We start from the raw sequence: 12,217 nt of genomic DNA on the forward strand, positions 1-12,217 counted from the left end.
TAGCCGGTGGCGGTCCCGGCTCACCTCCGCTCGCGCGGAGAGGACTCCGCAGGCGTACCGGCCGTCAAGGCCGTGGACGGCTCACCTCCGCTCGCGCGGAGAGGACACCCGTGCGGCAGACCGCCGCGACCTGGACGCCGGCTCACCTCCGCTCGCGCGGAGAGGACTGATCGGTCAGCGTCTTCCCAGTCAGCAGGAACGGCTCACCTCCGCTCGCGCGGAGAGGACCACGTCGTGGTGCTCGACGGCGACGGTTCGTTCGGCTCACCTCCGCTCGCGCGGAGAGGACGTCCTGGTCCTCCTCCTCGGCCTCGCCGCCCACGGCTCACCTCCGCTCGCGCGGAGAGGACTGTCACGGGCGGGCCTCGGGCCGTGGACGTTCCGGCTCACCTCCGCTCGCGCGGAGAGGACCTCGGCATCCTCCCGCGAGACACCCCGTTCCACGGCTCACCTCCGCTCGCGCGGAGAGGACGGCCGGGCGAGCGGCCGGGACCTCAGCCGCGGACGGCTCACCTCCGCTCGCGCGGAGAGGACCATCAGCAGCCGCAAAGTCTCGTTCAGTTGGACGGCTCACCTCCGCTCGCGCGGAGAGGACCCTTCCTGACCTGGCATCTTAGAGGGGATTTGCCATTTCTTGAATGTCTCGTCGGAAGGAAATCAGCGTCAGGCCGTCGAAGTCGGTGGGTGTTCGACGCCGGGTCCCTGCCGTTTCGAGTTGGAAGCCCTGTTCGTTGTCGGCTGGGTACGCGAGGACGGACATGCCGTCGCCTGTACAGGCGGCCACTGATGCCCACAGTTCGTCGCGGACTTTCGCGGAGACAGTGCCGACGTACAGCTCCGGTGTGACTTCGAGGAGCCAGCGGGTGAGAGCACCGCGGAGATGGTCTGGGACTGCGGTGGCGGAGATGACGATCATCGAGGACATGCGTATCGCCTTCCTGCGGCACGGGTCATGGCATGTCCCTCCCGTGGTTGGTGCCTCCTGGGACCGCTCCGGCGATCGGGTCCCAGAGGTCTACGAGTTGTTCCTCGGGATCGGGGGTTTCGTAGGTGGTGTTCGGGTCGAGGAGTTGTTGGATGTCGGTGACGATGCGTGGGAGGAGCCGGAAGAGGCGTAACTCGTTTCGGAAGGACCGTCTGGCCTCGGCTTCGGGGTTGCTGGAGGCGTGGAGGGAGAAGGCGAGCGGGATGGTCAGCTCTGCCTTGTAGAGGTCGGCGATGTCGTAGACGAGTGCCTGCTGGTTGCCGCTGTGGACGAATCCGAGGGCTGGCGAGCAGCCGAGTGCGGTGATGGCAGCGTGGACGATGCCGTACAGGCAGGTGTTGGCTGAAGAGAGGGCGAGGTTGACTGGGTCCTGGGTGTCCCAGGAGGCGGGGTCGTAGGCGCGGCGGAATCTGCCGATCTTGTATTGGCGGGCGAGGAGTTGGTAGTGCGCTTTGACGCGTTGGCCTTCCATGCCGCGGAGCTTGTCCAGGTTGGTGCCGTCGGTGGCTGTGCCGAGGCCGAAGCGTTTTTCGTACATGGCCTGGGCGATGGCGAGGCGGTGGGTGTCGTTGGCCCAGGCTCGGGTTTGGCGTTCGAGCCAGGTGGTGGTGAGGGACTCGGGGACGGCGGATGAGTAGCAGCGCACGCCGCCGGATCCTGCGGTGATGACGGTGGTGCCGTTGCGGGCGAAAGTGGTGAGGGCGCGGGCGGTGATGGAGGTGCCGGGTCGGAGCAGGACGCAGCTGAGGGCTGCGGTGGGGAGGTAGACGGTCTCGGTGCCTCGTTGTTCGCTGGTTACTTCCGCGCATACGCCGGTGTCGTCCTGGTGGATGCGGACGATGTCGAGGTAGAGGAAGGACAGGGAGTCGGCTATGCGGGGAAGCATCGCGACGGTGGGTGAGGTGAGTTTACGTCTCGCGGTGCTGGTGGTCGGTGGCTTGCGGGCGGGTGCTGTCATCGGGGCTGCTTTGCTGGGGCGATGCTGAGGAGTCCGCAGCCGTAGGCCTTGCCGCGTCCAATGCCCTCGGTGATTTTCGTGCGCAGGAGGTCGGGATCGATGACGGCTGCGGTTCCGTCGAACTGGGTGCGTGCGTGGTGAATGCGTTGAGGCGTGCCGGTGGTGGGGCGTCGGCCTTGGGCGGCGTCGAGGGGGTGGGAGAGGAGTGTGAGGGATTTGAGGCCCGACAGGTCGGCCTGTCGCAGCCACCATTCGTCGGCAGCGGTTCCGGTGAGGGCGACGACGGGGGGCAGGTTGTGGAGGGCGCGGGTGGTGGCGCCAGGTTTACGGACGGGGCTGGCGACGCAGCGGTAGCGGATGGTGAGTCCGGACTGGAGGGCGTCGAGCAGTGCGTCGAGAGGGCGGGTGAGGGCGGTGCCGTAGCCGGCGGGAAGACGGGCGAGGTCGGGTTCGTGGTTGGACTGGATGAGGATGTGCGTTCCGGTGGGGGCGTCTTCGGTGCGGAAGAGGATGGCGAAGCGGGCGCGGGGGTCGGGGCCGGCGTCCGGAGGGAAGAGGGACATGATGCGGCGGTGCATGCCGGTGGCTCCGGCGAGATCGCGGCGGGCTTCGCGGGAGCGGGCGTCGGGGACGAGTCGGGTGAGCCAGGTGGTCACTGACGGCTCCCTTCCGGTGCAGTGAGCTGGTGGGTGCGCAGGTAGCGGGTGAGGGTGGTGAGGTGGTTGGTGCCCAGGCCGGTGAACTGGTCCCGGGGTAGGTGCAGGGTGCGCCGGTACAGAGGGCGGGCGCGGTAGGAGCGTTGGCGTGGGTGGAAGCCGGTGGGTTGGTCGTTGAGGGTGCTGGAGGGGTGGGTTCCGTCCTGGTTGCCCGGTGTGAGCATGTCGGGGTGGGCAGGCAGATGGGTGAGCGGTTGGTCGGCGAGGAAGTCGACGGGCCGGGATCTCTGAGTCGGGCGGGGCGTGGGTGCGGTGATGGGCAGGTGGATGAGGTGGTGCAGGGCGTCGTTGCTGTGCCCGAGCAGGAGGGGGCCTTCGGGCGGGCATGAACGGCGGCCCAGGTAGAGCGGCCAGCGGGGGTGGCACAGGGCGTCGGCGTAGGTATCGAGCAGTGCTTGGTCGTCGTGTGTGAGGGCGATCGTGAAGGCGGCGTCGGCGAGGTATGTGCGGTGGGTGAGGAGTGTGCCGGTATCGCCCGGGCGTTTCTTGCCTTCGGCGGTGGTGACCGTCTGTTTGCCGGACAGTCCGCCGCCGACGGTGTGCAGGTCGCGGAGCAGGACGCCGGGGCGGTCGGTGCGCACGGTCATGGACAGGGTGGCAAGGTCATCGATCGGTTCGTTGCGGTGCCGGCCGAGCGAGCTCGCGAGCAGTCCGATGACGGCGGAGCGGGTGGGGAAGGGAGCGGTGTCGCGTTCGTTGAAATGGCTGTGCAGGCCCCACGACTGCAGTGGGCCGGTCAGGCGCAGGAGCAGGCCCTGCCGCGGCGGGGGCCTTTCGGTGTCCGGGGGTGGGAGCGGGGTGTTCATGCGGTGGCTCCGGCGGTCTGGACGGGAAGGGCGGCGTTGAGGGCGTCGGTGACGAGGGAGTCGAAGGACGTGTGGCGGTCGCCGAGCCCGTCCAGTCCCTTGGCGTCGAGGCCGGCCCACCCGGAGGCCAGGATGTGGCGGGTTCCCAGGAGCGTGTTCGCGGCCTGGGCGTATACGGCGAGGGCTTCGCAGGAGGCTGGGGCGTAACCACCCTGGCTTGAGGCGGCTACGGGGCTTTCGAACGCCGCGGCGTAGGAGACGGGCCGGTCGGTGCGCACGGAGAGGTGGACGAGATCGGGGATGGTGTGGGGAGCGGTGGAGTTCTTCTTGGCCTGGGGCAGGGAGAGGATGAAGGAGCTCAGGAAGGCGTCGGTGAGTTCCCGCAACGCGGTGGTGTCGTGACCGATGTTCGTGGCGAGGTCGCGCAGGTCGATGGTGGCGTAGCGGTAGAAGGTGCCGGAGCTGAATTCGGTGTGGCCCATGTGGCCGCTGCCGGTGGCATCGTTCCAGGTGGCTGTGACGTCGTCGACGGCAGCGAAGTAGTCGAGCTCGACGTCCGTTTCGTGGGTGGTCAGGGCGTGCGCGACCTGGACGGCGCCGTCGACGCCGGCGTTGTCGACCTCGGCGAGCATCCTGCCGAAGAGGTTGATGACGCCGTTACGTGAGCGCAGTACGTTCTCGACGCGGTCCTTGGGCAGCACGCTTTTGTCCGAGGGCTTCTTGATGTCCTTGGCACTCTCCAGCTTGTCCCGGTGCTCCTCGGCGAGGTCGGCCAGCTCGGCCACGGCCGCCTCGGGAACGTAGACCATGGCGTTGGTCAGGACCCGGTTCGCGAGGACCTGCTTGGTGTCCTCGGGGTCCTTCGCCAGTTCGAACTTGATGCTGCTCGCGGCGGCCGCGTGCCCGCCGGCCCGCTCCGCCAGGGGCCGGGGCCACCCCCGCTCCTGTTCCAGAACCCGGCTGACACGCTCACCGATACGGCGGGTACGCAGGGCCGCCTGCCCGATGCGCTCCTCGAAGGTGCCGCGCGCGGCACGCTTCCAGGACTGGCTGCTGACCCTCGTGCGCAGCACGTTGCCGTACTGGACGGTCTTCACGGAGTTCGTGTCATCGCGGTTGAGGTTGGCGAAGGGAACACTCTGGACGATGTGGATGTCGATGAAACGGGCGACGGGCAGCATGACGTACGACTCCTTGAGTGACGAGGTGCAAAAAGCGGGGGAGGTGCGAGTCCTCGCCCCGGGAAGTGCGGTGAGTGGCAGACGGCGTACCGTGCCCGGATCAGCCGGTCGGGGCCTCTTCGACAGGCTGCGGCTGTTGCAGTTCCTGCGCGTCCTGGCCGTCCGCGTCGGCCAGGGGATCCTTGGCGCGCAGCCGGTAGAAGTCCTGCAGCCAACGCCGGGAGATCCGGCCGGAGTGCCTGCGCCAGTGGCTGAGATCGTCGAGTACCTGCGCCCAGTCGACGTCCACGCCCAGGGAACACAGGTAGCTCACGGAAGCCGGCAAGTGCCGGTGCAGACCGGCGGGGCTCTGCCGGGTGAGGAGGTTGAGGCGGGCTTCGGCGGTGCCGGCCCGCATCTCCTTCTCCCTGCCGGGCCCCTGCACCACCGCCAGGGCGAACGTCGTGCCCAGGCTCGCACCGAACCGACCGGTTTCCGGCGCACCCGACCGGCGCTCACCCTCCCCTCGGGCCGGGTCGGCCTCAGCGTGGTCGGGGCGCCGGAGTGCGCTCCGCGGCTGAGCGGCGATCATCGCGGCCACCGCGTAATACGCGCGTTCCACGTCCGGGGACGGTGTTTCGGGGAGCCACGGTGCGATCAGCCGGTGCATACGGGGCACCGCGTCCAGGTCCTTGCGCAGGCCGCTACGCAGTGCCGTCCGGGCGCCGGGATCCTTCGCGCACGTCTCCTCGACCCACCGGGTGAAGGCGCGTGAGCGGTGTGTGCGTGCTCCTGCCGACTGCTGCGGGATCGCCGCGGCCTCCACGGAGTCCTTAGGAGGTGCTTGGCTCCCGGCGACGGGGGGCTGCGTCGAGGCGGTGGTCATCCCGTGGGCTCCTTGGCCTTGGCGTTCGTAGGTGAAGCGGCCCGCTTCTTGCGGGGGCCGCCGTACAGGTCGATCCGGGCCTCGGACACCGCCTTCGCTCCGCGCAGTGTCCGGGTCACCGGCGCGGTCACCGCGTCGTACGCCTCCTCGGCCAGGTGCAGAAAGGCACGACGGGTCTGTCCCGGGTCGAACCCTGCGTCGGGAAGGGTTCCGGTACGGTCCAGACAGGCGAACCGCTTCCAGAATTCAGCTTCGGCCCGGGGCCAGTACCGGGCTCCCGCGTCAGCCGCCCACGCGCCGCCGTCCGCTTTCGCGTCCTTCACGTACGCGGCCCACGCCCGTTTCACCGCACGGTCCAAGCGGCGCCCGTACAGCTCGCCCAGTTGCCGCAGCCGCCCCACCGCGGGCACCGTCCGCGGGTCGTTGCGCTCCGCGAACCCCAGCACGGGCGGGGTACCCGCGTCGACGAACTGGGTGTCCTTGGCCTGGCCTTCCTGATCGAAGCCGAGCGCCCGCACCCGCAGGTCCTCGGAGACCTCCATGGCTGAGTCGAACACGCGTGGCTGCTCGGGGTGGGCGTTGCCGGCAGGAGGGTGCTGGAGCAGCAGCGCGTCCAGGTCCCGCCACAACGCGCGTTGGGCGTCGGCAGGGCGTGGATAGCGGTTGCCCTGCTGGCTGATCTGCCAGATCAGGTAGTCGTCCTCCCTGGGCATGCGCTCACCGCGGTAGGCCCAGGTGATGAACGCGTCCTGCACGTGATCGCCGTCATCGGCGGGGACCAGGAGCAGTGCGTGCTGGGAGCGGGCGGTGAGCCGCGAGCACGGCCCGTGGGAGGCCCGCGGCGGACGGTCCGGGTCGGGCAGGGTGTCCCATTCCCAGGGGCAGAGGTCTTCCGTGCGCCGGACCGTAGAGGCCGGGGGGACCAGGCCGGCCAGAAGCGTTTCGAAGAGCGATTCGCCTTCGGGATGGTAGGAGAGCGCGGTGCGCAGCGGGCCCGCAGTGGCGCTGGCGGATTTCGTCCCGTTGACGTCGCGGGACGAGCAGCGGCCCGAAGGGCCGTAACAGTGCCAGATCAGGAGGCTGAGAGCGGCTTCCTGCGCGGTCGGCAGGTCGGGGGCGGCGTCGGTGTCGTGCCGGAACCATGAATGGTTGTTACCGGAAGGGCGGGTCACGATCAGCTTGTTCACGCCGGCGGTGTTTTCCGTGTCGCACTGCTGCGCGAGGCGGGCATCCTGCATCCAGGGCCGTCCGCCCTGAGGGTCGTACAGGAAGAAGCGGCTCCGTAACGGGCCGAAGTACGCAGTCACCTGGGCCTGGTCGAATGCTTCGTTGTCACGCACGTCCAAGCGCCGCTCGCCCCAGTCGCCGGGGCCGGATTCATCGAGGCCGGTGATCCGGGCGGTCAGTGCGTACAGGACGCGTAAGAGGGCGGAGTGGGCCGGTGCGTCAGCGACGGCGAGGGAGGCGATGTCAGCGCTTTGCACGAACAGGTCGTGCAGGCCCAGGTAGTCAGGGCGGGCATCGAGAGAGGTGTCGGGTTTCCAGCGCACCGGGATCCATGGCTGGTCGATCAGGTTGTAGGTGGCGTCCTGCATGGGTGTCCTGTCAACTGGGTCATACCGCACAGCGGTCGAGAAGGCCCGAGGGCGTGCTGCCCGACAGGGCGGCCCACCGCATGCAAAGTAACGAAAAAGCGCGGGTTGCGTGAAGGAAGTGTGAACTTGATCAGTTTTCTTCGAGACCGACAATGGAAAGCGTGACCGTCCGGTCACCGAGGCGGCAACTCCACACCTCGCCGGTCAACCGCATACGCAACAGCACAAGATCACGCAAAACCGGATGATCGCCCCACCCCGACGGCACGGGAGCACCCCGGTCCTCGCCCCTCACCCACTTCCCCGGCACCGGCGCCACCCGCCCGGCCACCAATGCCAGCTCCTCCCGCCCAAGCCCCCGCCGACCACCCCGCGGCACCCCCAGCACACCCTCCGCGTCCAAGGTCACCGACCCGTCCACCTGCTCGTACAGACACAGCACCCGCCCCGAATCCGCCCCCAGACGGGTCGTCAGCAACTCCTCCGTCACCCCCTCCTCACGACGCGACAACCGATGCAGATCCCCAGCCACATCAGCCGGCGAACAGACACCGACCCACGCCGCCACATGCGCCTCCGCCACCTCACCCGCCTGACGCTCCCCGTCCATCCGCGCCAGCTCCTCCCGCGCAGCACCCTCCAAACCGTCGACAAATCCCTCCTCGTACACCTCATCCACCAACCGCTGAACATCCCCAGGTACCACGATCCCCCGCCCCCCACACCGCTCCAAGATCAACGACGTACGCCGCAGCAACCCCTCGTCATACACCGACCCCCACACACGAGGAACCCCACCACCCCCGTCCACGAACGGATCCAACACCACCAACGCCGGCTCATCCTCAGGCAACGACCACCCCGGCCGACCCGCCGCACCACGCTCATGCCGCCGACCACGCCCCGCCCGCTGCAACAGCTGTGCCAACGGCGCCAAGTCACTCACCACCAGATCGAAATCCAGGTCCAGCGACTGCTCCACCACCTGCGTCGCCACAAGAATCGACGCCGGTCGCGGCTCCACAACCTCCCCCTGGGGCTTCCCGAACGCCGCCTCACACTCCGAAGTGATACGGCTACGGACATCCGCCGGAAACCGGGAATGAAGCACACGCAACCCGCCCTCGCACCCGGCGAGCTCGGGAAACGCCAGACACAGGTCGCGATAGGTCCGCTGGGCCTCCGCCACCGTCGTACAGCACACCAGCGCCGTCCCACCCATAACCGCAACCGGCTGCAGAACCTCGCGCAGCACCTCCCGACGCCCACCCGCCCGCAACCGCTCGGAGGTCTCCTCGGTATCCCACACCACGCACCGGCGCGACACCTGCAACGTCCGCACCCGGTTACTCGCCGTCCCCCACGCAGGCGAGACCTCACCCGTCACACCGCTGGCGAACAGCCACCCCGGATAACACGGCGCTACTTCGGACGGCTCCGGGAAGCCCGCCCCTCGCCGATAGGCATCGACCAGCGCACCAGCCGCACGACCCGTCAACGTCGCCGACAGCAACACCACCGGAGCCCCCAACGCACCCAGCCACTCCAACAACCGCAGCAACAGCTGATGCATCCAGGGACCGTAAGCATGGGCCTCGTCCACCACGACCACCTTGTCGGAAAGACCGAACAGACGCAGAGCGTTGTGCCGCAACGGCAACACCCCACTCAACGCCTGATCGATCGTCCCCACCCCCAACGGGGCCAGCAGCCCACGCTTCGCCCCCCGCAGCCACCCATCAGCCTCCACAGCCGTCCCCCTGCCAGCACTCACCCCACCCGCCGCCGACGCCACCTCGCCAGCCCGATACACCGGACTGAGCCACGCCATTGAATGCAACAACGTCAACGCCCGCTCACCAGCCATCGCCCGCTCGGCGAACGCCGCAACCCGCGAGAACATCGCATCCGCAGTCCCCATCGTCGGCAAAGCGAAGTACAACCCTCTCGCCCCAGCCGCACGCCCCAGCACGGAGGCCGCATACAACGCCGCCTCCGTCTTCCCGTCCCCGGTCGGTGCAGTCACCAACACCAACCCCGGTCCCCCAGTCACAAGCCCAGGCAACCGCTCCACCACGTCCAACTGCAGGGCATTCGGCGTGTAAGGAAACATCTCAGCGAACCCGTCAGCACCGAACCGCGCCCGACCCAACCGCGCCGACTCCACAGCCGCAACAGCCCCCGGCTCGGCCTCTCGCCAATGCGCGTCGACATCCCCCGCCAACCCCCGCCAGCCCTCCTCCGGCAATCGCGACTCGATGAAAGACACCTGACTGGCCAACCAGTCCGCCACCACCACCAACCCCGACACCACCACCGCCAACCCCGGCGACAACCCACCCGACGGCACAGCCCACGCTCCAACGACCCGCCGTACCTCAGCGAAATGAACCCGCCGCTGCTCCGCCCAGCCATCACCACCCAGACCCGGCTCGTAAGCAGCCGCAGCCGCCAACCGCTTAGAACTCAACACGGCGCCGAAAAATCCGTGATGCCCACCCAACAGCTGAGCAACCTGATGGCTCACCGCCCTTCGAACCACCCGCTCAACCGGCGGATAACCAACCTCCGCAAACAACTGAGTCAACGCCCAATGCGACGCGATCTCATGCCGGAACGCCCGTTCCCGGTCCGCCCCCGGAGCGGACGAGTACGCGGGATCGTCCCGGATCTCGGCGTAGAGATCAGGCACCTGCGCCTGAAACGGCGGGGAGATCTTCCCTACATCGTGCAGACCTGCCCAGAACGACACCACAGAACGCGCATCCTGAGCACTCAACCCGAGTGCGTCCGCGATGCCCAGCCGGGTCCTGTCGCTGAGGAGCACGTCCCACAACTGCTGGAACACGGCAGCAGTATCAAGAAGATGGCAGATCACCGGATACGGGCGAGCCAGCCCCAACTCCTTGCCCCAAAGGCGAGCATCTAACGGGCAATTGCCCGTGGCTGCGCCACCACACGTCGTCATGAGCCAGAGATACCACCCAGCACTGACACGGGGAGGAGAACCCTTGGCTCCGCCCCGGCAACGTACTGACAGCCGTACACTCACCTGGCAGTCAGCGAAGGGCAAAGGCACGGACTCCATGGATCATGGCAAAGGGATTGCAAACCCCCTGAAGAAACCCAGGTCAGGAAGGGTCCTCTCCGCGCGAGCGGAGGTGAGCCGCGTGCATAGACTTTAGGTATGAAACTTCGTAGGTCCTCTCCGCGCGAGCGGAGGTGAGCCGGCCCGAGGGAGCAGACCCCGGGGTTTTGGTACGTCCTCTCCGCGCGAGCGGAGGTGAGCCGTGCCCGCGACAGCCTGTCCGACAAGACCGTCAGTCCTCTCCGCGCGAGCGGAGGTGAGCCGGCTGCCCAGACACACGGGGACGGTGAGGCTGTGTCCTCTCCGCGCGAGCGGAGGTGAGCCGGACGTCCAGGCGCAGCGCGGGCGCTTCGACACGTCCTCTCCGCGCGAGCGGAGGTGAGCCGTACCTGAGGCCGCCTCGGGCGAGCTGGATCTCGTCCTCTCCGCGCGAGCGGAGGTGAGCCGCAGCGCCCAGTTGCCGAACGCCGACTGCGCGGGTCCTCTCCGCGCGAGCGGAGGTGAGCCGGGGTTGATCCGGTTGCTGCCGTCACCGATCCGGTCCTCTCCGCGCGAGCGGAGGTGAGCCGTGCCCCCATGTGATGCCGGTCCGGCTCCGGCCGTCCTCTCCGCGCGAGCGGAGGTGAGCCGGCGAGGGCGGTGTCGTCGGGGGTGGACCAGGCGTCCTCTCCGCGCGAGCGGAGGTGAGCCGCCCTACGTTGCCCCCGCTCAGCTCACGGGTACGTCCTCTCCGCGCGAGCGGAGGTGAGCCGGCCGAGCGCTACGCGGCGGCGGTCCAGGAACAGTCCTCTCCGCGCGAGCGGAGGTGAGCCGCCGCCGGTCAGCCAGCCCAACGGGATCTCGTCCTCTCCGCGCGAGCGGAGGTGAGCCGGTGTACGTCGTGGGGTTGGCGAAGCTGTAGTTGTCCTCTCCGCGCGAGCGGAGGTGAGCCGGGTTTGCTCGCCGCATCCGCCGCGGGCAGCGAGTCCTCTCCGCGCGAGCGGAGGTGAGCCGCCGGAAATCCGCAGGTGGCAGGGGCGCCGCATGTCCTCTCCGCGCGAGCGGAGGTGAGCCGTCGCCAGGTCCGGCGAGGCACGGCACCGTCATGTTCTCTCCGCGCGAGCGGAGGTGAGCCGGAGCACGACCGTGGCCACCATCCGCAGCATCCGTCCTCTCCGCGCGAGCGGAGGTGAGCCGGTGGCGTTGTCCATGGCATCTCCCTGACTTGTGTCCTCTCCGCGCGAGCGGAGGTGAGCCGCGTGAGAAGACGCCGTGGAACGAGGACGAGGTGTCCTCTCCGCGCGAGCGGAGGTGAGCCGATGGGCTTGGCGTAATTGGTCCAGAGCTCAGAGTCCTCTCCGCGCGAGCGGAGGTGAGCCGTGTCGAGCGCGGCGTCCTCGCCCGGTTTGAGAGTCCTCTCCGCGCGAGCGGAGGTGAGCCGGGGCCGCCCAGCAGACGCAGGTGACGGCCGCTGTCCTCTCCGCGCGAGCGGAGGTGAGCCGCTGGCCACCCGGGCACTACTCCTTCTCCGCCCTCGACTCAATGAATCATCGAGTATGCCTGGCTCGACCTGCGGCCTGGCGCGGTGCAGGCAGCACGAGCGGAGCTAACGGCGCGGCCGGGACGGCGCTGTCCGACTGCGGGCCGGCTGCTCTCGCTTGCACGCCTTCGCCCACGCCCCGGCCGTCGTGGTCTCGTGCGGCTGCCGGTCGGTGGCCGTTCGCCGTTCGGTCTCGGAGCCCTGGCCATCGCGGCGTCGAGGGCGGCCGCGACCGCGTGGCGGGTGGCGGATAGCGGGTGGCTCCGGTGTAGACCTGCCGGTCATCGCAGCGCGGGAAGCCCCGGCCGGAGTCGAGCAGCGCAAGCCCCGGCCGGTCGGCCAGCCAACCAGGTCGATGATCGGACCGCCCAGCCGCACCTGGTCGGTCCGGCCGTACGCAGCGGCGACCCCGTCCGGTCCGATGACGCGGGGTGGCCTGTCAGCCGGGCCGGACGTCTCCGTACGCCTCGTCCCCCAGGTCGAGCCTCGCCGAACCGGCGGGGG

8 protein-coding genes and 2 CRISPR repeat arrays are annotated in these 12,217 nt (G+C 68.9%); all 8 genes read right to left on the minus strand.

Annotated features, from left to right (window positions below; genetic code table 11):
• Positions 1–16: 16 nt before the first annotated feature.
• Positions 17–595: direct repeats of the CRISPR family, unit length 29 nt; unit sequence CGGCTCACCTCCGCTCGCGCGGAGAGGAC.
• An 18-nt stretch (positions 596–613) separates the two neighbouring features.
• Positions 614–925, minus strand: a complete 312-nt coding sequence (gene cas2e / locus IH13_RS0128235; protein WP_031088807.1) for a type I-E CRISPR-associated endoribonuclease Cas2e — start codon at positions 923–925, stop codon at positions 614–616.
• A 25-nt stretch (positions 926–950) separates the two neighbouring features.
• A complete protein-coding gene (gene cas1e, locus IH13_RS0128240; protein ID WP_031088809.1) occupies positions 951–1,943 on the minus strand; it encodes a type I-E CRISPR-associated endonuclease Cas1e in 993 nt (330 codons plus the stop codon).
• A complete protein-coding gene (gene cas6e / locus IH13_RS0128245) occupies positions 1,940–2,599 on the minus strand; it encodes a type I-E CRISPR-associated protein Cas6/Cse3/CasE (protein ID WP_031088810.1) in 660 nt (219 codons plus the stop codon). Before cas6e ends, cas1e begins: the two co-directional genes overlap by 4 nt.
• The gene (gene cas5e, locus IH13_RS0128250; protein WP_051835958.1) at positions 2,596–3,465 is read right to left on the minus strand and encodes a type I-E CRISPR-associated protein Cas5/CasD; all 870 of its coding nucleotides are present in this window, start codon (positions 3,463–3,465) and stop codon (positions 2,596–2,598) included. The genes cas6e and cas5e overlap by 4 nt, the downstream gene beginning before the upstream one ends.
• Positions 3,462–4,646, minus strand: coding sequence for a type I-E CRISPR-associated protein Cas7/Cse4/CasC (cas7e, locus tag IH13_RS0128255; RefSeq protein WP_031088813.1), 1,185 nt, complete (start codon positions 4,644–4,646; stop codon positions 3,462–3,464). Before cas7e ends, cas5e begins: the two co-directional genes overlap by 4 nt.
• Positions 4,647–4,746: 100 nt before the next feature.
• Complete coding sequence (casB, locus tag IH13_RS38675; RefSeq protein WP_082317744.1) at positions 4,747–5,511, minus strand: type I-E CRISPR-associated protein Cse2/CasB; 765 nt, start codon at positions 5,509–5,511, stop codon at positions 4,747–4,749.
• A complete protein-coding gene (casA, locus tag IH13_RS0128265; protein WP_082317745.1) occupies positions 5,508–7,106 on the minus strand; it encodes a type I-E CRISPR-associated protein Cse1/CasA in 1,599 nt (532 codons plus the stop codon). The genes casB and casA overlap by 4 nt, the downstream gene beginning before the upstream one ends.
• Positions 7,107–7,236: 130 nt before the next feature.
• Positions 7,237–10,074 (minus strand): CRISPR-associated helicase/endonuclease Cas3, encoded by a 2,838-nt coding sequence (locus IH13_RS0128270; RefSeq protein WP_031088816.1) that lies wholly within the window; start codon positions 10,072–10,074, stop codon positions 7,237–7,239.
• Between the two features lie 172 nt (positions 10,075–10,246).
• Positions 10,247–11,675: a CRISPR direct-repeat array (repeat unit 29 nt; unit sequence GTCCTCTCCGCGCGAGCGGAGGTGAGCCG).
• Positions 11,676–12,217: the final 542 nt, after the last annotated feature.

Origin of the sequence: Streptomyces sp. NRRL WC-3549 (assembly GCF_000721935.1) — a bacterium.
Lineage (GTDB): Bacteria > Actinomycetota > Actinomycetes > Streptomycetales > Streptomycetaceae > Streptomyces.